Origin of the sequence: Bradyrhizobium sp. ORS 375, from assembly GCF_000239775.1 — a bacterium.
Classification (GTDB): domain Bacteria; phylum Pseudomonadota; class Alphaproteobacteria; order Rhizobiales; family Xanthobacteraceae; genus Bradyrhizobium.
Window position 1 is genome coordinate 1 of the sequence record NZ_CAFI01000167.1, and the last position, 19,724, is coordinate 19,724.

Consider the following 19,724-nt stretch of genomic DNA (forward strand, 5'->3'; position numbering starts at 1 on the left):
GCAAGGGGGAGGGGAGCGCACCGAGCGCGTGGCTTCTAGCCGCGCTCCGCCACATCCGCCGCCGCCACCCGCCGCCGCGACGACCACACCAGCGCCAGCACGCACAGGCCCAGCAGCACCGGCGGGAACACCACCATGTTCACCGCCGACCAGCCGAAATGCGCGAGCAGTTGCCCGGACGAGAACGAGCCCAGCGCCATCAGGCCGAAGATCAGGAAATCGTTGAAGGCCTGCACCTTGTTGCGCTCGGCGGAGGTATGCGTCTCCAGCACCAGCGCGGAGGCGCCGACGAAGCCGAAATTCCAGCCGACGCCGAGGGCCACGAGGGTGGCCCAGAAGTGCATCGCGGTGAGGCCCGACAGCCCGATGATCGCGGCAACCGCCTCAAGCGCCAGCCCGAGCGCGACGATGACGGGCGCGCCGAAGCGGGCGATCAGCGAGCCGGTGAAGAAGCTCGGGCCGTACATCGCGACGATGTGCCATTGCAGGCCGAAATTGGAATCCGACACCGTGAGCCCGCACATCTGCATCGCCAGCGGCGCCGAGGTCATCACCAGGTTCATCACCGGATAGGCGATGGTGCCGCACAGCGCCGCCGCGATGAAGCGCGGCTGGCGCACGATCTCGAACAGCGGCCGGCCGCCATGCAGGTCGGCCGCCGCGGGCTTCGGCAGATCGACGCCAGCGACGATGCCCATCGCGATCAGCGCCACCGCCGCCTGGATCAGATAGCTGAACGCGAACAGATAAGGCTGCCAGACGTCCATGGTCCATTGCACGAGCTGCGGACCGAGCAGGCCGGCGAAAATGCCTCCCGCCATCACCCAGGACACCGCCTTGGGACGGAACGCGGCACTGGCGCCGTCGGCGGCGGCGAAGCGGTAGGATTGTGCGACGGCGCCATAGAGGCCGCCGAGGAAGGTGGCCAGACAGAACAGCGCGAAGGAGCCGCGCAGGATCGCGAGGCAGCCGAGCACGCCGGTGACGGCGCCGCAGCCGGTGCCGATCAGGAACGCGGCGCGGCGGCCGTAACGGCGCGAGATGGCGCCGGTCGGCAGCGTGCCGGCGGCGAGGCCGACCACGTACATCGAGATCGGCACGGTCGCGAGCCCGATGCTCGGCGCGATGGTGACGCCGACAATCGCGCCGGTGGCGAAGATCACGGCCGAATTGGCGCCGGTCAGCGCCTGCGCGGCGGCGAGCCGCGCCACGTTGCGGCGGGCGCGGGCATCATCGGAGGTATCTTCGCTCACGGTCAGATCGATCATCTCGGGTGTCCGGACGCGCGGCACGCGCTCCTGCTCTCTCGGTGTGCCGCACTATTGCGGGAAGGGCGCGCCCGAGGCAACGGGCGGGATCAGGGACAAGCCATGCATGGCTGTGATTCGACAGCTCCGGCCGGCCCGGCTAATCCAGCCTGCGGTATTCTCGCGTCAACGGCGGCTGCGGAGCTTGAGCCATGTCAATCGACGATCGTCCGACACTTGCCGCGCCGGATGACGATCCGTATCTGTGGCTTGAGGAGATCGAGGGCGAGCGCGCACTGGCCTTTGTCGCGGCGCAAAACCAGCGCACGCTGGCGGCGTTCGGCGGCGCCGGCTTCGAAAGGGATCGCGACACGCTGGCCGCGATTTTCGACCGGCCCGACAACATCCCGTTCGTCAGCCGCCGCGGCGGGCTGCTCTACAATCAATGGAAGGACGCGGCGCATCCGCGCGGGTTGTGGCGGCGCACGACGCTGGACGAGTTCCGCAAGACGGAGCCGCGATGGGAGGTGCTGCTCGACATCGACCGGCTTGCCGCTGATGAGGACGAGGACTGGGCGCTGAACTGGGTCTCGACTCTGCCGCCGGCCCATGAGCGCGCGATCCTGGCGCTGTCGCGCGGCGGCAGCGACGCGGTGGTGCTGCGCGAGTTCGATCTCACGACGAAGCGCTTTGTCGACGGCGGCTTCACGCTGACCGAGGCCAAGGGCGGCGTCGACTGGGTCGATGCCGACACGCTGCTGCTGTCGAGCGCTTACGGCGAGGACATGGCGACACCCTCGGGCTATGCGCGCGCGGTGCGGCTGTGGCGGCGCGCCGAGTCCGTCGACGCGGCGGCTGTGATCTTCACCGCCGAGAACGAGCAGTCGGTGTGGGTGCGCGCCGGTGTCGATCGCAGCGTGACGCCGGCGCGGGTGTGGTTCACCGAGGGGCTCGACTTCTTCAACCATCATCTCTGGCTCGGCGACGCCAACGCGGCGCGCACGAAGCTGGACCTGCCCACCGATTGCTGGATGACGGCAGATGGCGACTGGATGGCGGTGAAGCTGCGCCAGCCTTGGACCGTCGGCGAGGTCACCCATGCTGCCGATGACGTCCTCGGCATCTCGCTGTCCGCGTTCCTGGCGGGCTCGCGCGATTTCGTTCGCCTGTTCGCGCCGAGTCCGCGCCGCGCTCTGCAGGGCCTGTCTTGGGCCGGCGGTCGGCTGGTGCTGTCGATCCTCGACGAGCTCAAGCCGCAGTTCGAGCTGTGGACGCCGGCGGCGGAGAGCTGGCGCCGTCAGCAGCTCCCGGGATTGCCGGAGATTGCGACGGTCGATGTCTGGCGGCTCGACATCGAGGAGAGGGAGAGCGATGGCGACCTGCTCGCCAACATCCAGGATCCGCTGACGCCACCGACGCTGCAACTCATCGAAGGCTTTGGCGCGCCGGCCGTGCTGAAGCAGGCGCCGCGCACCTTCACTGCCGAGGGTCACGTCGTGACGCGGCACGAGGCGATCTCGGTCGACGGCGAACGTATCCCCTATACACTGACCGGACCGGCCAATCTCACCGGCGAGGCGCCGGTGTACATGAGCGCCTATGGCGGCTTCGGCCACACCATCCGTCCGGCCTACAATGCCGCGCTCGGCAAGCTGTGGCTGGAGCGCGGCGGCAGCCTCGTCGAGGCCAACATCCGCGGCGGCGGCGAGTTCGGCACCGCCTGGCACGACGCCGGCCGCTACGCCGGCAAGCGGCTCGCGCATGATGATTTCGCGGCCGTCGCCGCCGATCTCGTGCAGCGCGGCGTCACGGTGCCGAAGCGGATCGCCGCGCAAGGCGGCTCCAATGGCGGCATCCTGATCACCAACATGCTGGTGCGCTATCCCGAGCGCTTCGGCGCGCTGTTCTGCACCATCCCGCTGATCGACATGCGCCGCTACACCAGGCTGCTCGCCGGCGCGAGCTGGATCGCGGAGTACGGTGATCCCGACAAGGACGAGGATTGGGGCTGGCTCTCGACCTATTCGGCCTATCACACCGCGAAGCCCGGCCAGCCCTATCCGCCGATCCTGATCGCCACCACGCGGCGCGACGACCGCGTGCATCCGGGGCATGCGCGCAAGATGACCGCGAAGCTGCAGACCATGGGCTACGACAGCTACTTCTACGAGCCCGCCGCCGGCGGCCATGGCTACGGCACCGACAACCGTGAGCGCGCCAGCTTCATCACCCTCGGCGTGCGGTTTCTGGCGCGGCATGTGGGGCTGGCGATGGGGTAGCGTCTACCCTTCGTTGCAGACCGCGCTGCCGGCCCCACCCACCGCTGTCGTCCCGGCCTTGAGCCGGGACCCATAGCCACAAGCCATCGTGAGGCAGGCAACTATCAGCTTCGTCCCTCGATAGCTTTCGCGGTATGGGTCCCGGCGTTGGCCGGGACGACCGCGGAGAGTGGAGACGCGCTGTCGGCAACTCACGAACCCGGCGCAAACACCAGGATCATGTTGTTGGCCGGCATCTCCACCGTCTCGTGCAAGGCGAGGCCGTTGCGCGCGGCAAGTGCGTCGAGATCGGTGATATCGCGCACGCCCCATTCCGGATTGCCCTCGCGCAAGGACGTGTCGAACACGGCGTTGCTGACGGCGGTGTGCTTGCCGTCGCGCTTGAACGGGCCGTAGAGCACGAGCAGGCCGTCCGGCGAGAGCACCTCGCCTGCGCCCGCGAACAACCCCTCCGCCACCGACCACGGCGCGATGTGGATCACGTTGGCGCAGAAGATCGCGGTCAGCCGCGACGGCCCGCCGGCCGCCCGGAACGCAGCGACCCAACCGGGATCCGCCAGGTCGATGCGCTGGGCGTCGCGGATGTTGGCGAGACCGGCGTGCTTGCGCCACGCCGCGATGCTGGCGAGATGGTTGTCGTTGAGGTCGCTCGGCCACCATACGAGGTCCGGACGCTGCGAGGCGAAATGCACCACATGCTGGCCGGTGCCGCTGCCGGCCTCGAGCACGTCGCCCGTCCTGCCCTCGAGCAGCCGCCCCAGTACCGTCCAGATCGGCTGGTGGTTGCGGTGGAACGCAGCCGCATCCAGCCGCCCGTCCGGTTCCACCGGCCGGCCATCCCGGCCGAACTCCACGACATACTCCGCCATTCCAACTCTCCCGGCCGCCGATGAACGGCCCTCGTTAACCCCGTTGCACCGGCCAGCATAGCCGCATTGTCAGCCGATGGCCTTTATGCTTTGCAGCCCCTATATTGCCGAGACCACCGAGACGTCGGAACTTCACCTTGATCACATCCGTCATGCGTACCGCCCTGGCGCTGGGGCTCTCGCTCGCCATGCCTTTGCTTGTCATGTCGTCGCTCGCCATGTCTTCGCTTGCCATGTCTTCGCTTGCCATGTCCGCAGCCGCCCACGCCCAGTCGGGCGCCGCCGAGGGCCAGAAGCTCGCCTTCGACCGCGGCAAGGGCAATTGCCTGACCTGCCACGAGATCAAGGGCGGCGACCTGCCCGGCTCGATCGGGCCGAAGCTGGAGAACCTCAAAGGCCGGTATGACCGCGCCGAGCTGACCGCGATCCTCAACGACGAGACGGTCCGCAATCCCTCGACGGTGATGCCGCCGTTCGGCCGCAACCGCATCCTGACCGAGCAGGAAATCAGCGCCATCGTCGATTTCCTGCAGACCCTCTGATTCCGTTTGGAGACCCCCATGACTGCCTCGTCCGGCCCGTTGGCCCATCGTCGCCTGTTCCTGAAAGGCGCGGGCCTCGTCGCGCTGATCGGCCTCGGCAACGCCGTGCTGCATGCGGCGCCCGTGTTCGCCGCAACCAACGACAACAAATATCCCGACGACGCCTTCAGGCAGAAGAACGCCGGCGATGCGATCAAGGCGCTGTACGGCCGCGACCACGAGGCCTCCGACAAGATCAAGCTGGACGCGCCTGAGATCGCCGAGAACGGCGGCGTGGTGCCGATTGCGGTGACGACGACGCTGCCGAACGTCACCTCCATCTCCTTCATCGTCAGCGAGAACCCGTTCGCGCTGGCCGCGTCCTACAGGATCCCCGAAGGCACGGTGCCGGCGGTGGCGAACCGGCTGAAGATGGCCAAGACCTCCAACGTGATCGCGCTCGTCGAATCCGGCGGCAAGCTCTACAGCGCGACCAAGGAGGTCAAGGTCACCGTTGGCGGCTGCGGCGGCTAGGCCGAGGGAGAACGAACATGGCAGCGAGCATTCGCGTCCGCGCAATCCTGAACGGCGAGATCGCCGAGGTGCAGACCCTGATCCAGCACCCGATGGATACGGGCCTGGTCAAGGACGCCAAGGGCGAGGTGATCCCGGCGCACTACATCCAGCAGCTCACCTTCACGCACAAGGACAAGACCGTGTTCCTGGCCGACTGGGGCACCGCGGTCTCCAAGGACCCCTACGTCAAGTTCGGCTTCAAGGGCGCGGCCAAGGGCGACGAGCTCAAGGTGAGCTGGGTCGACAACAAGGGCGCGACCGACAGCCTGACGGCGACGATCCAATGAGCGCGATGCGCGTCCTCCTCGCTGTCGCGGCGACGCTTGGACTCGGCGCAGCGGCCATCGCGGCCGACAAGCCCGATCCGGCCGCCGACGCCAAGGCGTTCCAGGACTACTTCGTCAAGAAGTTCCCGAAGGTGGCGTTCGACGACTTCGTCAACGGCCCCTATTCGATGAACGCCGACATGCGCCGGCAATGGGAGGAGAAGGAGCAGTTTCCGCCCTACGAGTTCGCGCTCGAGGCCGGCAAGGAGATGTTCGCCAAGCCGTTCAAGAACGGCAAGACCTATGCCGACTGCTTCCCGAACGGCGGCATCGGCATCCGCCAGAACTATCCGTATTTCGACGACAAGGAAGGCAAGGTCATCACCCTGGAGCTGGCGCTGAACCGCTGCCGCGAGGCCAATGGCGAAGCACCGTACTCCTACGTCAAGGACGAGATGGCCTCGCTGACCGCGTATATGGCCTACACCTCGCGCGGCAAGCGCTTCGATATCAAGATCCCCGACGATCCGCGCGCGCTGGACGCCTTCGAGAAAGGCAAGGAGTACTTCTACACCCGCCGCGGCCAGCTGAACTTCTCCTGCGCGAGCTGCCACGTGCAGAGCCCGGGCGAGCGCATCCGCGCCGAGATCCTGGCCCCGGCGCTCGGCATCCTCAACGCGATGCCGATCTACCGCTCCGAATGGAGCGGCATGGGCACAACGAGCCGCCGTATCGTCACCTGCAACAGCCAGACGCGCGCCGTGCCGCTGGAGCCGCAGTCGGACGAATACCGCAACCTCGAATACTATCTGTCCTACGTGTCGAACGGCCTGCCGGTTTCAGGACCGGGAGCGCGGCCATGAGGAATTTTTCCAGAGGCATCGCAACAACAAACGTCATGAAAAAGATCGTGTTCGCCTTGATGGTGTCGGCGGTCTGCGCCGGCTCCGCGCGGGCCGCGTCGGAAGCCGACTACCTCACGGCGCTCGCGGCGGCCGAGAGCGCCAACAAGGAAGCCGGACGTCTGCGCAACCAATGGACCGTGACACAAGCCGCCCTGAACGCTGCGAAGAAGGCAGCGGAGTCCGGCAATTTCGATTCCGCACTGAAGTCGGCGCAGGATGCCGAGGCGCTCGCCAAGGCTTCGATCGTCCAGGCCACCAGCGAGAAACAGCGCTGGAAGGACATGGAGATCCGGTAGGACGCGTGTCATGATTCGGCGCCGGGATTTTCTCAAATTATCAGGCGCCGTGCTCGCCGCGCCGGCGCTGCTGCGCCATGCTGACGCCGCCGACACCGTCAGCCTCTACGACGTCGAGAAGTTCGGCAATGCGCGGATCCTGCACATCACGGATACGCATGCGCAGCTGCGGCCGGTCTTCTTCCGCGAGCCGAGCGTCAATCTCGGCATCGGCGAGATGTGGGGAAAGCCGCCGCATCTGGTCGAGCGCGCGTTTCTCGACCGCTACGGCATCCGCCCTGACAGCGCCGAGGCCTATGCGTTCACCTCCTTCGACTTCGAGAAATATGCCGGCCGCTTCGGCAAGATGGGCGGCTTCGCCCATCTGAAGACCCTGATCGACAAGCTGCGCGCGGACGCCGGCGATCATCGCTCGCTTCTGCTCGATGGCGGCGATCTGTGGCAGGGCACCGGGCTCGCCAACGCGATGCGCGGCGCCGACATGGTGAGCGCAGCCAACCTGCTCGGCATCGATGCCATGACCGGGCATTGGGAGTTCACCTATGGCGAGGCGGCGCTGCGCGCCAACCTCGCGCGTTTCAAGGGCGAGTTCCTGGCGCAGAACGTATTCCTGACCGAGGAAGCCGCGTTCAACGACGCCAAGGCGTTCGATCCCGGCTCGGGCCGCGTGTTCAAGCCGGCCACGATCAAGGAGATCGGCGGCGCACGAATCGCCGTGATCGGCCAGGCCTTCCCTTACGTGCCGATCGCGCATCCGCGCCGCTTCACGCCGGACTGGACGTTCGGCATCCGCGAGGAGGAGCTGCAGAAGCTGGTCGACGCACTGCGGGGCGCCGACAAGGTCGATGCCGTCATCCTGCTGTCTCACAACGGCATGGATGTCGATCTCAAGCTGGCGAGCCGCGTCACCGGCATCGATGTCATCCTGGGTGGCCACACCCATGATGCGATCCCGCAGCCGGTCGCGGTCAGCAACGCCAAGGGCGCGACGCTGGTCACCAATGCCGGCTCCAACGGAAAATTCCTCGGCGTGCTCGATCTCGACGTCGGCAAGGGCCGCATCGCCGATGCGCGCTACCGGCTGCTGCCGGTCTATTCCGAGCTCCTGAAGCCGGATCCTGCGATGCAGGCGCTGATCGACCAGACGCAGCAGCCCCAGGTCGCGGCCTGGAGCGAAAAGCTCGCGACCTCGGACCGGCTGCTGTATCGCCGCGGCAATTTCGAAGGCGCCACCGACGACCTGATCTGCGCCGCGCTGCGCCGCGAGCTCGATGCGGAGATCGCGCTGTCGCCGGGGTTCCGCTGGGGGCCCAGCGTGCTTGCCAACCAATCGATCATGCTCGAGGACGTGCTGGCGCAGACCGCGATCAGCTATCCCGAGACGTACGTGCAGCGAATGACCGGCGCGCAGATCAAGGACGTGCTGGAAGACGTCTGCGACAATCTCTTCAACGCCGATCCCTACCTGCAGCAGGGCGGCGACATGGTGCGCATTGGTGGCTTCTCCTACCGCTGCGCGCCGTCGGAGCCGATCGGCCGCCGCATCTCTGATCTCACGCTTGATACCGGCCGTCCAATGGATGCACACAAGACCTACAAGGTCGCCGGCTGGGCGTCGATGAACGCGCAGGACGGCAAGCCGGTGTGGGACGTCGTCGCCACTCATCTGCGCGACGGCCAGCTGGTGCTGGTGGGAACCAACAAGGTCACGCTGTCGGGCGTCGACGGCAATCCCGGGTTCGCGTCGCAATCCTGAACAGCATAATGCGCCGCAATGATGCGGCTCCCGCGTCGCATGGATGACCTCGCGCCGACCATGGTCTAAACCGGCGTCAATCCGAATCGCGAGGAAGCGCCGATGATCTTCCGCCAGTTGTTCGACAGCGTCTCCGGCACCTACAGCTATATTCTTGCGAGCCGCGCCGGCGGCGAGGCTGTCATCATCGATCCCGTGCTGGAGAAGGTCGACCGCTACTGCCAACTGCTGCGCGAGCTCGATCTGCGCCTGGTCAAGGCCGTCGACACCCATTTGCATGCCGACCACGTCACCGGATTGGGCGCGCTGCGCGACCGCACACACTGCGTCACGATCATGGGTGAGCAGACCAAGGCGGACGTCGTCGCGATGCGCGTCGGCGAAGGCGACAAGATCACCATCGAGGGCCTCCGCCTCGACGTGATGTATACGCCGGGGCACACGGACGACTCCTACAGCTTCCTGATGAACGATCGCGTCTTCACCGGCGATACGCTCTTGATCCGCGGCACCGGCCGCACCGACTTCCAGAATGGCGACGCGCGGCAGCAATACGAATCGATCTTCAACAAATTGCTGCGACTGCCCGACGACACGCTGGTCTACCCTGCGCACGACTACAAGGGCGACACCGTCTCAACGATCGGCGAGGAGCGCCGCTACAATCCGCGCCTCCAGGTCAAGTCCGTCGACGACTACGTCACGCTGATGGCCAATCTGAAGCTGCCCAATCCGAAGATGATGGACGTCGCCGTGCCCGCCAACATGCGCGTCGGCCTGCATCAGCAGGAGCTGGCGAAGCAGGGCCTGGCCCTGTCCGCCCGCGAGGCCATCGAATGCCTGGGCCGGCCGGATGTGCTGCTGGTCGATCTGCGCGAGGCGTCCGAGCGCGCCAAGCACGGCACGCTGTCCGGCGCGCTGCACGCGCCCTACCCTGGGATCGCCGACAACCTCAAGCCCGGCGGCATGCTGCGCGAGGTGGCCGCCGCCACCGGCCGCCGCATCGTGTTCTTCTGCGCCTATGGCGAGCGCTCGGCCATGGCGGTTCAGACCGCGCAGGATGCGGGACTGGTCAACACCGCGCATCTCGAGGGCGGACTCGATGCGTGGAAGAAGGCGGGCGGACCGACGGTTGCAGGCGAGCCGTGAAACACGCCGCGCCATGACCCCGCCGTGATGGACGCCGACTGTCGCCGGCATCAAGATGCGGTTCGGGTGATCTTGGCGATGCGCCGCCGCCCGGCTTCATCGCGTTCCCGGGGGACAGGTCCATGGCTGCGCGCGGGTATGACTACATCATTGTCGGCGCAGGCTCGGCGGGATGCGTGCTCGCCAACAGATTGTCGGCGGACCCCGCCTGTCGCGTGCTGCTGCTGGAAGCCGGCGGGTCCGACCGGCATTTCTGGCTCAGGATTCCGATCGGCTATTACAGGGCGATCTACGACAAGCGCTTCGCCCGCCTGTTCGAGACCGAGCCGAGCGAGCTGACGGCGGGTCGCGCGATCGTCTGGCCTCGCGGCCGCGTGCTCGGCGGCTCGTCCTCGATCAACGGCTTGATCTTCATTCGCGGCGAGCCGGCCGGCTTCGATGATTGGGAGCGCGCCGGCGCTCGCGGGTGGAGCTACAACGACCTGCTGCCGTATTTCCGGCGCTACGAACGCTATCAAGGCGGAGACAGTCAGTATCACGGCGGTCTCGGTGAGTTCGCGGTGTCAGAGCTTCGCACCGGCAATCCCGCTTCGAGAGCCTGGGTCGATGCGGCCGCCGAGTTCGGGCTGCCGCGCAATCTCGACTTCAACGGGCCGACGACGCTGGGCGTCGGCAGCTATCAGCTCGGCATCGGCCACCACTGGCGCTCCAGCGCGGCGACCGCCTTCCTCCACCCCGTCATGGAGCGTGCCAACCTGACCGTCGTCACCGGCGTCCAGGTCAGCCGGGTGACGTTCCATGGACACTCCGCGTCCGGCGTGGAGTGGATCGAGGACGGCGCGGCGGTCTCCGCCACAGCCGATCGCGAGGTTCTGCTCGCGGCCGGCGCGCTGCAATCGCCGCAGCTGTTGCAGCTGTCGGGGATCGGTCCGGCTGATCTGCTGCGGCCGCTCGGCATTCCCGTCGTCGTCGATGCGCCGGAGGTCGGGCAGAACCTGCAGGATCACTATCAGGCGCGCATGATCGTGCGCCTGAGGCAGCCGATCTCCGTGAACGATCAGGTTCGCAGTCCCTATCAGCTCGCCAAGATGGGGCTGCAATGGCTGTTCGCCGGCAGCGGTCCGCTGACCGCCGGGGCCGGCCAGGTCGGCGGCGCGGCCTGTACCCACCTGGCAAGCGGCGGGCGCCCGGATGTGCAGTTCAACGTCATGCCGCTTTCGGTCGACAAGCCGGGAACACCGCTGCACGACTATTCCGGTTTCACGGCGTCGGTCTGGCAATGTCATCCGCGGGCGCGCGGGCGGGTGACCATCCGCTCGACCGATCCGCTCGAGCAGCCCACGATCACGCCGAACTATTTCGCCGAGCAGATCGACCGCAAGACGATCGTCGCCGGCCTCCAGATCCTGCGCGACATCTTCCAGCAGCCGTCATTCCGCTCGCTGTGGGACATCGAGGTCGTGCCCGGCGAAGCGGCGGCGAGCACGTCCGACCTGTGGGAGTTCGCGCGCACGACCGGAGGAACGGTGTTTCATCCGGTCGGCACCTGCCGCATGGGCGGCGACGATCGCGCGGTGCTCGATCCGGCGTTGCGCGTTCGCGGCGTGGACCGGCTGCGCGTCATCGACGCTTCGGTGATGCCGCAGATCACCTCGGCGAATACCAATGCGACCAGCCTGATGATCGGCGAGCGCGGCGCGGCGCTCGTCAGCGGAGAGCCGCCGGCGGACGCGCGCTGAGCCCGCGCCGTGGTCAGCGCCGCGGATAGCTCGCCAGCGCATCGAGCTGTCGCTGCGCCTCGGGCGATCCCCATTCGCGAGCGCGCTGGTACCAGGTGCGCGCCTGCGCGAGATCCGTTCCGGCATCGGACACACCGAACTGCTTCAGCGAGACCGGATCATAGGTCTTGGCGAGGAGGAGCGCGGCCCGTGAATCGCGCGCCTCTGCGGCACGCAGCAGCTGCAGCCGCGCCGCCTGAACCTCGCCGCTCGCCAGCAATTCCTGGGCGCGCCGCACGAAGGCCGCCACCTCATTCGGCGTCCACGCCAGAACGGGATCGGGCGCAGCCGGCTGCGGAGTCGCCAGAGGATTTGCCGGTATCGGAACGGCTGTCGGCGCAGCCACCGGCGGAGGCTCCTGGGCTGCGGAGACCTTGGTCTCCGCAGCCGTCGAGCCGGTGACGACGACAGGGCTGGGCGGAGCGGTCCAGGTCAGGTGAACGAACGACCTCACCAGCGTCGCTCCATCCGCATCATGCAGCTCGAGTGAAAGATTCATCTCGCCCGCGAAGTCCGTCGGCGGCACGATGACGGCATCGGCGATGTCCAGCGCCGGCACCCGCCACTCCTCGGCACCGAGTCGCCGGCCCACCGTGATCCTTGTGCCCAACGGCAGCTTGCCGACGATCACGACCATGCCGACGGCCGGATGCTCGATGGTGACGCCGAGCCCGAGCTGCGCATTGAGCGGCCCATTATTGCCGCTGACGATCAAGGTGGGGGCTGAGGCTGCCGGCGTCCCGGTCAAATAACCCGCCCGGAAGACCGACCATGCCGCAGCGCTTCGGAGCTTCGCGGCCGACATCGGCGACGTGACGACATAGGCGATGCCGGCAGAGCCGACCGCGATCGCGACCAGCGCGACCTTGAGTCCCATACGGGATCTGCGGCGGGGCTCGGCGAAGGACCGCGCAGCGACGAATTCCGGATCGAGCCGCTGCCGCTCCGCCCGTGCCACCGCCTCGCTGAACATGTCGCGCCGGGCTCGCGCGTCGGCATGATCGGCGGCCAAGGCAAGCCGGTTGGCGGGCTCGCTGGCCGACGGCGCCGGAGAGTCCGAGCGCGCTTCATCCTGACCGTCGGCCTCGCGCGGACGTCGCGGGGCGTAGTAGCGCAAGCTGTTGGGGGACTTCTCGTCGTCCTGCTCAATCACGCCATTCCCCCTTCCCGCTCGATGCCGTCTGCCTGCCGAGACAGGAACGAGTCGAGCGACTCGGATCGTCAGCAACCGTCACGGCTGCCTTCCGACATCTCGATTGAACTCTAAAGGTTTGATCGCCACGTCCGGCATTTGCGCCGGACAACGTGAGTCCTCCGGACCGGTCGACATGGGCGCGCGAATACATCGACCGCCTCACAGGAGGCCGGCCCATGGCCCTGCTCAGACATCACGAGTCCCCACCCGAATCGTCCAGTCCGGCCCACCGCGACAAGACACGCTAAGATAGCATAGGCTAATCAAAAATGTGGCAGAAAGTGAGAGCGGATTTGTCAATCCAAGGAAATCGCCTGAAATAAGCCTCGCTGCGCGATCGCGCGGAGATTGCATGTCGATGTGCCCCCCAGGCGCCAGCATCACGCCTTGATGACCGAAAGGAACAGGCTGGGATCGAAGTAATCGACCGCCGGAACGGGTCTTTCGATCTTGCCGATGCGGGCGTAGAAGTTCGAGACCTGCTGCAGCCAGTCGGTGATCGCGCCGTTGCCGTACAGGCGCCGCCAGACGGCGGTGGGAAACACGCGCATCGCGCCGAACTGCTCGCGCATGTCGCGATCCGGCACCTGTGTGTAGTATTTTTCATGCAAGACGTTGAGCGCCTCGTTGGAGCGGGCGATCAGCATGTCGTTGCCCTCGGTCCATGCCTTGATGACGCGCGCCAGCACGGGCCGGTTGCTGGCATGATAGGCGGCGCTGGCGGCCCAGCCGCCGACCACGGCCGCGCTCGGATAATAGGCGCCCGCATCGAGCAGCTTCTTCGCCCACGTCACCTTCTCGCGCACCGCGATGTTGAAAGGCACCCACAACGCGACCGCGGGGACCTCACCACTGATGAACGCATTCACCGCCTCCGGCATCGGCTTGCTGACAAGCTCGATGTCGGTCGGCTGAAACTGGTTTTCGCGCAGCGCATTGTCGAGGAAGACGTGCGCGGTGGTGCCGGCGGTGGTCGCGACGCGCTTGCCACGCAGGTCGGCGAACTGGCGGATGCCCTGATCCTCTCGCACCCAAAGCTGGGCCGTGGCGAACTCAATCGAGTTGGCCAGGAACATCTTGCCCTGCCCGCGCGCGGGGAAGTTCGAGATCACCGCGCCGGTGGTCAGCATGTCGATCTCGCCGCCCGACAGCGCCGTGAACAGCTCGATGCCGGTCTTGAATTCCCTGAACTGCGGATCGAGGCCGTTCTTCGCCCAGGAGCCGAGATGATCGGCGAGCCAGATCTGGCCGTCGACGGCAAGCGTATGCAGATGACCGATTCTGATCTTCGTGCGCGCCTGCGCGAGCGCCGGAGTTGCAAGCGGCGATAGCCCGATGGCCGTCAACCCAAGCGAGCCGCAACTGGCGGCAACGAATCTGCGCCGATCCAAGATCCCCTCCCATCGCTATCGCGTCATCATCTGGAAAGCGGGCCGATTGCCTTCGGCCACTCGTTGCCCTGCAGGACGCCACCTGCTGGCGCCTCGCTCTGGGCGTCCGGCAGAAGGGCACGCGCGCGAATGACAACGCATCGCCGGCGACTGCGGATCTCTCCAAACAACTCAGGTATGTATGGCTGCATCATGACAACCGCCTCAATCACAACTTTATTTTTTGCGTTTTATGCCCCTGAGATTGTAGCGACGATCAAACAACCGCCAAGATGTCGCTAAATCTTCGCCGGCGAAATTTCGACTAATCGCTCTTTGGTTGCACTCAAGCTGGATTCGCGCATGCGCGGATCGGGCCACGCTGTCACGCTTGCTGACAAACGACCTGGAGAAGCCGACGATGCACAGGCACAGCCGCAAAATGCCTCGGATTGGGATGGGTCCCGCTGCAGGGTCGGCCCGCGATCGCGGCCGGTGCCGTATCCCGATGCTGCTGATGGCGATCTGCACGGCGCTCGCCGCGCTGGTGCTCACTGGCCTGGGTGCCAACGACGCGCTGGCCATCGAGCAGGCCGCGCCCGCCGCGCCGCCGGCGCGGCCGTTGCGGGTCGAGGATCAGTGGAAGGCCAAGCTCAATGCCAACACGGTCGCGATCGTGGCCGGAGGTCCCGAAGAGACCTATCTGGACATCACCCATGATCTCGCGGTCGTCCTGAACGACAACAATCTAAGGCTTCTTCCGATCGTCGGCCTCGGAGGCGCGCAGAACATCCGTGACGTGCTCTATCTGCGCGGCGTCGACATCGGCCTCACATCGACGCAGATGCTGCGCTACTTCGCATCGACCGGCGAGCTCGGCGCGAGCCTCGAGACGCGGCTGGTCTACATTTCCCGGCTGTTCTCCGAGGAGATGCACGTTGTCGCCAGCCGCAACATCCGGACGATCGAGGAGCTGACCAACAAGAAGGTGAACTTCTCGGATGCCGGCTCGACGACGCAGATCACCGCACGCGACGTGTTCGGCCTGCTCGGCGTCTCGGTTCAGGAGGTCAATCTCAGCCAGGCCGATGCGATCGAGGCCATCAAGAAGGGCGAGATCGCGGCGACGGTGGCCTTCTCGGGCAAGCCCGCCGGATTCCTGGCGCGTCTCTCCGCGCGGGACAATCTGCACCTGCTCGAGGTGCCCTACAGCCGCAGCCTGCAGAACGTGTATCAGCCGGGTCAGCTCGAGCCGGCGCTCTATCCCGGCCTGGTCGATTCGGCTCAGGCGGTGCCGACCGTCACGGTCGATTCCGTTCTCATCACCAACAATTGGCCGCCGGCCAGCGAGCGCTATCGCCGCGTCGCGCGGTTCGTCGAGGAGCTGTACGCGAAGCTGCCGGATTTGAAGAAGCCGCCACGGCATCCGAAATGGCAGGAGGTCGATCTCAGCCGGGACCTGCCGGGATGGCAGCGCTTCCCGCTGGCGCAGGACCTGCTGCAGCAGGCGCAGTTCGAGCAGTTCCGGGCAGCGCGGGCCCAGGGCCAGCCGATGCCGGAGACGGCCGCCGACAAGCAGCGCCTGTTCCGCGAGTTTCGCGAATGGTCCGAGAACGAGCGCAAGCGGCAGTGATGAACGTCCCGTCAAACACTCCGCTGTCGTCCCGGCCCTGAGCCGGGACCCATGACCACCGCGGCGGGAGTTGGAGCGAGATGGAGCTCCAGCGATGCCTGATCATCAGCGTTACGGAGTTTGGGTCCCGGCGTTCGCCGGGACGACACCGAGGATGCGGCGAAGGTCTCGCCAAACACTTCACCGTCGTCCCGGCCTTGAGCCGGACTATAGCCACTGCGGCCGGCTTTTGAGCAGGCTGCAGCTGCAGCGGTCACGCGCCGCGCTCGACGAGACGCGGCGGCGGGCCGCATCTCTTCCTCCAAGACCAATCGCGAGCCTCACGCCAGCGTGGTGAGATAGAGGCTCGAATCGAAATAGCTGCTGGCGGGCGTGAACTCCTTGACGCCGGCGTTGGCCATGAAGAAGTCGGTCGACTGCTGCAGCCAGGCCGTGACCGTGCCGTCGGAATATTTCGCCTTCCATTCCTGCGCGGTGAACATCTTCTGCGCCGCGAACTGCTCCTTCAGATCGGACAGCGGCGTCTGCGGGTAGTGTCCCTTCTGCAGCGCGTCCAGCGCCTCCTCGCTATGCACGATCATGTAGTCATTGGCCTCGGCCCAGCCTCTGATCAGATTGGCAAGCGCAGGCTTGTTGGCGTCGTAGTAGTCGTTGCGCGCCGCCCAGCCGCCCATGATCGCCGCCTGCGGGTAGTAGGCGGAGGCATCGGCGAGCTTCACCGCGCCCGGCACCTTGTCACGGACCGTGATGTTGAAGGGCACCCAGAGCGCCACCGCCGGCACGGCGCCGGAAATGAACGCGGTGACCGCCGCCGGCATGGTCTGGTTCACCAGCTCGACCTCCTTGGGATCGACCTTGTTGGCGCGCAACGCCTTGTCGAGGAAGACATGCGCGGTCGTGCCGGTCGTGGTCGCGATCCGCTTGCCCTTGAGGTCGGCAAAGGAGGCGATCCCCTGATCGGAGCGCACCCAGAGCTGCGCGGTCGCCACCTCGATGTCGTTGATCAGGAACACCTTGCCCTGACCGCGCGCCGGGAAGTTCGACACGACCGCTCCGGTCGCGAGCACGTCGAGGCTGCCGCCGATCAGGGCCTGGAACAGCTCGAGGCCGGTGTTGAACTGGCGCAGCTCCAGCTCGAGGCCATGCTTGGCGAACGAGCCGCGGTCCATGCCGGTCCAGATCTGGCCGTCGACGGCGAGCGTGTGCAGATAGCCGGCGCGGATGCGGGCTTTCGACTGCGCGATCGCGGGCGCCGTCAGCGTGGCGCCGCCGATGACGGCCCCGGCCGCCGTAGTCAGGAATTGTCGCCGATCCATGTTACGCCTCCCTGTTGTCGTTGCTCAGTCTGCAGGAACGAAAGATTGCGCCGGCGTCGTCGCCTTGTACTCGTCCATCACGAGGCGGCCGACATGGGCGCGCAGCTCGGCAAATTCGCGCCGCTCGCGCAGCTGTTCAGTGCGCGGATAGCCGAAGGGTACCTCGACGATGTCCTTGACGCGGGCCGGGCGCGCGGTGACGACCACGACGCGCGACGCCAGGAACACGGCCTCCTCCACCGAGTGCGTGATCAGCATCACCGATTTGCGTTCGGCCGCCAGCACGTGAAGCAGCAGGTTCTGCATGTGGATGCGGGTCTGCGCGTCGAGCGCGCCGAACGGCTCGTCCATCAGCAGGAAGCGCGGCCTGACCGCGTAGGCGCGGGCGATCGCAAGCCGCTGGCGCATGCCGCCGGAGAGATGCTTGGGATAGGCGTCGGCAAACTCGCTCAAGCCCATCAGCGCGAGATAATGCGAGCAGATCTCGTCACGCTCGGCGGCCGGCACCCGGTTCGCCTTCAGCCGCAGCCCGAACGCGATGTTGTCGCGGACGGTGAGCCAGGGAAACACGCCATACTCCTGGAAGATCACGCCGCGCTCCGGGCCGGGGCCGCTCACGGGCACGCCGTCGAACAGCACGCGTCCGGATGTCGGCGCCTGAAAACCGGCGAGCATGTTCAGCATCGTGGTCTTGCCGCAGCCGGACGGACCGATCACGGCGACGAACTCGCCTTCGTCGATGTCGTAGCTGACATCGTCGATGACCGTCAGCCGACCGCCCGGCGTGTCGAAGCCGAGCGACACATGATCGAACCGCGCCCGCCGCGCTCCAGGGCTGCTCGTCATGCCGCGGCCCGGTCCTGCCACACCAGCAGCCAGGCGCTGAGCCGGCGCAACAGGGTGTCCATGATCAGCGCGACGCAGCCGATGCAGATGATGCCGACATAGATGACGTCGAGCAGGAAGTAGGTCGAGGCGTTCTGGATCGTCGCGCCGAGCCCGCGCTGCGCGGCAATCAGCTCCGAGGCGACCAGCGTCGCCCATGTCACGCCGAGCGCCACCCGCAGCGCCGTCAGGATGTGCGGCACCGTCAGCGGGATGATCACCTTGAGGAACGTCTCGAGCTCGCTCGCCCCGAGCGTCTGGGCGACACGGATGTAGAGCGGCGTGATCTGCGACACGCCTTCGTACATCACGATCACGCCGGAGAAGAACGCCGCGTAGAACAGGATCACCAGCTTGGCGAGCTCGTCGACGCCGAAATAGACGATGACCAGCGGAATCAGCGCGATCGGCGGCAGGGCGCGAAAGAAGTTGATCAGCGGATCCGCGAAGCTGCGAGCCGGCCGATACCATCCTATCAGGAAGCCGATCGGCACCGCGGCCGCGATGCCGAGCGCAACGCCGGCGAACACGCGACGCGCCGATGCGAAGATGTCGTAGAGCAGCCCGTGATGCAGCAAGAGATCGATGAAGCGCGCGCCGACCTGTTGCGGCGATGGAACCAGCACGTCGTTGACGAAGCCGCTCAGGCGCACCGCGTACCACAGCAGGAGGACGCAGAGCCAAGGCGCGAGGCGCAGCACGAAGGTTCTCAGACCACGCACGCGCATGTCACATCTACTCGCAATGTCACATTTACTCGTACTGCTCGACCGACGCGCTTCCGACCATAGGACATGCGGAATCACCATACAAGTTGCATCGAAACCAGCTTGCACGGTGACCGCTATGCGTGGCACACAGATGGCGAAGCCACTTAAATTCTCGCGCAAGTTGATGTTGCCGGTGAATCCTGGCTTGGAGACAGCGACGCCGCGGCTCGCGTGCTCGGGCCGCCCAACCGCGGACGGATCGCGGCGGCGACGCTCGCGCGCGATCGACGCATCATGCGCGCACGTGCCATGCAGTCGCGTTCATGGACAGTGAACCACAATCATCGATAGTGTGACGCTTGGTCGCGCCGGGTCGCGAGCGCGCGCGACCATGGGTGGACCTCGCGACCTTCTCTGCAGATTCAGCCCCGGAGCCAACGGACGACCATGGCCGACGTTCTCGCCGCATCGCAACACACCGGTGCTCCGGTCCGGGCCGCCTCCTCGCTGCGGACGCTGGCGCTGATCTCGCTGGCGCATTGGGTCAGCCACCTGCACATGCTGGTGCTGCCGATGCTGTTCCCCTACCTGAAGGAGAAGCTCGGCGTCGGCTATGTCGAGCTCGGCTTTCCGCTCACGGTGTTCGCGGTGGTCTCGGCGCTGACCCAGGCGCCGGTCGGCTATCTCGTCGACCGCGCCGGCGCACGACGCATCCTGCTGCTCGGGCTGACGCTCGGCGGCCTGTCGCTGGCGATGCTCGGCGTCTACCTGAGCTATGCGAGCCTCGTCGTATCGGCCGTGCTGCTCGGCCTCGCCAACGCCGTCTATCACCCGTCAGACTACGCCCTGCTGTCGGCGCACATGGAAGAGAGCCGGATGGGACGCGCCTTCGGCGTGCACACCTTCGCCGGCTATCTCGGCGGCGCGGTGGCGCCCGCGGTCATGGCGGCGCTGGTCACCACCGTCGGCGGCT

18 protein-coding genes are annotated in these 19,724 nt (G+C 66.6%); 11 read left to right on the forward strand and 7 right to left on the reverse strand.

The window, feature by feature from the left end; genetic code table 11:
* Positions 1–35: 35 nt before the first annotated feature.
* Positions 36–1,268: an MFS transporter gene (locus BRAO375_RS14330; protein ID WP_009028191.1), complete on the reverse strand. Its 1,233-nt coding sequence runs from the start codon at positions 1,266–1,268 to the stop codon at positions 36–38.
* A gap of 191 nt (positions 1,269–1,459) precedes the next feature.
* Between BRAO375_RS14330 and BRAO375_RS14335 the strand changes: the two genes are divergently transcribed.
* A complete protein-coding gene (locus BRAO375_RS14335; protein ID WP_009028192.1) occupies positions 1,460–3,526 on the forward strand; it encodes a prolyl oligopeptidase family serine peptidase in 2,067 nt (688 codons plus the stop codon).
* 191 nt (positions 3,527–3,717) lie between these two features.
* Here the strand turns inward: BRAO375_RS14335 and BRAO375_RS14340 are convergent, their stop codons facing one another.
* On the reverse strand, positions 3,718–4,395 hold the full coding sequence (locus BRAO375_RS14340) for a DUF938 domain-containing protein (RefSeq protein ID WP_009028193.1): 678 nt from the start codon (positions 4,393–4,395) through the stop codon (positions 3,718–3,720).
* Positions 4,396–4,643: 248 nt separating this feature from the next.
* On the opposite strand from BRAO375_RS14340, the gene soxX reads away from it, so the two are divergent.
* From soxX to BRAO375_RS14380, 8 genes are all read left to right on the forward strand, one after another.
* Positions 4,644–4,937, forward strand: a complete 294-nt coding sequence (gene soxX, locus BRAO375_RS14345; protein WP_009028195.1) for a sulfur oxidation c-type cytochrome SoxX — start codon at positions 4,644–4,646, stop codon at positions 4,935–4,937.
* A gap of 18 nt (positions 4,938–4,955) precedes the next feature.
* Entirely contained in the window at positions 4,956–5,450 is a 495-nt protein-coding gene (gene soxY / locus BRAO375_RS14350) for a thiosulfate oxidation carrier protein SoxY (protein WP_009028196.1), read from the forward strand.
* Between the two features lie 17 nt (positions 5,451–5,467).
* Positions 5,468–5,779: a thiosulfate oxidation carrier complex protein SoxZ gene (soxZ, locus tag BRAO375_RS14355; protein ID WP_009028197.1), complete on the forward strand. Its 312-nt coding sequence runs from the start codon at positions 5,468–5,470 to the stop codon at positions 5,777–5,779.
* A complete protein-coding gene (gene soxA / locus BRAO375_RS14360) occupies positions 5,776–6,621 on the forward strand; it encodes a sulfur oxidation c-type cytochrome SoxA (protein WP_009028198.1) in 846 nt (281 codons plus the stop codon). Before soxZ ends, soxA begins: the two co-directional genes overlap by 4 nt.
* Before the next feature lie 35 nt (positions 6,622–6,656).
* Entirely contained in the window at positions 6,657–6,959 is a 303-nt protein-coding gene (locus BRAO375_RS14365; protein WP_035640296.1) for a hypothetical protein, read from the forward strand.
* A 10-nt stretch (positions 6,960–6,969) separates the two neighbouring features.
* Positions 6,970–8,715, forward strand: a complete 1,746-nt coding sequence (gene soxB, locus BRAO375_RS14370) for a thiosulfohydrolase SoxB (RefSeq protein ID WP_009028200.1) — start codon at positions 6,970–6,972, stop codon at positions 8,713–8,715.
* Positions 8,716–8,817: 102 nt separating this feature from the next.
* The gene (locus tag BRAO375_RS14375; protein ID WP_009028201.1) at positions 8,818–9,864 is read left to right on the forward strand and encodes an MBL fold metallo-hydrolase; all 1,047 of its coding nucleotides are present in this window, start codon (positions 8,818–8,820) and stop codon (positions 9,862–9,864) included.
* A 122-nt stretch (positions 9,865–9,986) separates the two neighbouring features.
* Positions 9,987–11,603 carry a GMC family oxidoreductase gene (locus BRAO375_RS14380; protein WP_009028202.1) on the forward strand — a complete coding sequence of 539 codons (1,617 nt, stop codon included), beginning with the start codon at positions 9,987–9,989 and terminating at the stop codon, positions 11,601–11,603.
* Positions 11,604–11,616: 13 nt separating this feature from the next.
* Here BRAO375_RS14380 and BRAO375_RS14385 read toward each other — a convergent pair whose 3' ends face one another.
* Both BRAO375_RS14385 and BRAO375_RS14390 read right to left on the reverse strand, forming a co-directional pair.
* Complete coding sequence (locus BRAO375_RS14385) at positions 11,617–12,795, reverse strand: SEL1-like repeat protein (RefSeq protein WP_009028203.1); 1,179 nt, start codon at positions 12,793–12,795, stop codon at positions 11,617–11,619.
* 422 nt (positions 12,796–13,217) lie between these two features.
* Positions 13,218–14,228, reverse strand: a complete 1,011-nt coding sequence (locus tag BRAO375_RS14390) for an ABC transporter substrate-binding protein (protein WP_009028204.1) — start codon at positions 14,226–14,228, stop codon at positions 13,218–13,220.
* Positions 14,229–14,724: 496 nt separating this feature from the next.
* On the opposite strand from BRAO375_RS14390, the gene BRAO375_RS14395 reads away from it, so the two are divergent.
* On the forward strand, positions 14,725–15,840 hold the full coding sequence (locus BRAO375_RS14395) for a TAXI family TRAP transporter solute-binding subunit (RefSeq protein ID WP_244423192.1): 1,116 nt from the start codon (positions 14,725–14,727) through the stop codon (positions 15,838–15,840).
* A 320-nt stretch (positions 15,841–16,160) separates the two neighbouring features.
* Here the strand turns inward: BRAO375_RS14395 and BRAO375_RS14400 are convergent, their stop codons facing one another.
* The 3 genes from BRAO375_RS14400 to BRAO375_RS14410 are packed head-to-tail and all read right to left on the reverse strand — an operon-like array spanning position 16,161 to position 18,769.
* On the reverse strand, positions 16,161–17,156 hold the full coding sequence (locus tag BRAO375_RS14400) for an ABC transporter substrate-binding protein (RefSeq protein ID WP_009028206.1): 996 nt from the start codon (positions 17,154–17,156) through the stop codon (positions 16,161–16,163).
* A 24-nt stretch (positions 17,157–17,180) separates the two neighbouring features.
* The gene (locus BRAO375_RS14405; protein WP_009028207.1) at positions 17,181–18,002 is read right to left on the reverse strand and encodes an ABC transporter ATP-binding protein; all 822 of its coding nucleotides are present in this window, start codon (positions 18,000–18,002) and stop codon (positions 17,181–17,183) included.
* Positions 17,999–18,769 (reverse strand): ABC transporter permease, encoded by a 771-nt coding sequence (locus BRAO375_RS14410; protein WP_035640299.1) that lies wholly within the window; start codon positions 18,767–18,769, stop codon positions 17,999–18,001. Before BRAO375_RS14410 ends, BRAO375_RS14405 begins: the two co-directional genes overlap by 4 nt.
* 429 nt (positions 18,770–19,198) lie before the next feature.
* Here BRAO375_RS14410 and BRAO375_RS14415 point away from each other — a divergent pair.
* Positions 19,199–19,724 (forward strand): MFS transporter (locus BRAO375_RS14415; RefSeq protein ID WP_035640302.1); only part of this gene is annotated, 526 nt, incomplete at its 3' end.

What these genes read in the sequence shown, in the direction of transcription:
- BRAO375_RS14330 (WP_009028191.1), bottom strand. Translation starts at nt 1,268, where the DNA reads ATGATCGATCTGACCGTGAGCGAAGATACCTCCGATGATGCCCGCGCC.
- BRAO375_RS14335 (WP_009028192.1), top strand. Translation starts at nt 1,460, where the DNA reads ATGTCAATCGACGATCGTCCGACACTTGCCGCGCCGGATGACGATCCG.
- BRAO375_RS14340 (WP_009028193.1), bottom strand. Translation starts at nt 4,395, where the DNA reads ATGGCGGAGTATGTCGTGGAGTTCGGCCGGGATGGCCGGCCGGTGGAA.
- soxX (WP_009028195.1), top strand. Translation starts at nt 4,644, where the DNA reads ATGTCCGCAGCCGCCCACGCCCAGTCGGGCGCCGCCGAGGGCCAGAAG.
- soxY (WP_009028196.1), top strand. Translation starts at nt 4,956, where the DNA reads ATGACTGCCTCGTCCGGCCCGTTGGCCCATCGTCGCCTGTTCCTGAAA.
- soxZ (WP_009028197.1), top strand. Translation starts at nt 5,468, where the DNA reads ATGGCAGCGAGCATTCGCGTCCGCGCAATCCTGAACGGCGAGATCGCC.
- soxA (WP_009028198.1), top strand. Translation starts at nt 5,776, where the DNA reads ATGAGCGCGATGCGCGTCCTCCTCGCTGTCGCGGCGACGCTTGGACTC.
- BRAO375_RS14365 (WP_035640296.1), top strand. Translation starts at nt 6,657, where the DNA reads ATGAAAAAGATCGTGTTCGCCTTGATGGTGTCGGCGGTCTGCGCCGGC.
- soxB (WP_009028200.1), top strand. Translation starts at nt 6,970, where the DNA reads ATGATTCGGCGCCGGGATTTTCTCAAATTATCAGGCGCCGTGCTCGCC.
- BRAO375_RS14375 (WP_009028201.1), top strand. Translation starts at nt 8,818, where the DNA reads ATGATCTTCCGCCAGTTGTTCGACAGCGTCTCCGGCACCTACAGCTAT.
- BRAO375_RS14380 (WP_009028202.1), top strand. Translation starts at nt 9,987, where the DNA reads ATGGCTGCGCGCGGGTATGACTACATCATTGTCGGCGCAGGCTCGGCG.
- BRAO375_RS14395 (WP_244423192.1), top strand. Translation starts at nt 14,725, where the DNA reads ATGGCGATCTGCACGGCGCTCGCCGCGCTGGTGCTCACTGGCCTGGGT.
- BRAO375_RS14400 (WP_009028206.1), bottom strand. Translation starts at nt 17,156, where the DNA reads ATGGATCGGCGACAATTCCTGACTACGGCGGCCGGGGCCGTCATCGGC.
- BRAO375_RS14405 (WP_009028207.1), bottom strand. Translation starts at nt 18,002, where the DNA reads ATGACGAGCAGCCCTGGAGCGCGGCGGGCGCGGTTCGATCATGTGTCG.
- BRAO375_RS14410 (WP_035640299.1), bottom strand. Translation starts at nt 18,769, where the DNA reads ATGCGCGTGCGTGGTCTGAGAACCTTCGTGCTGCGCCTCGCGCCTTGG.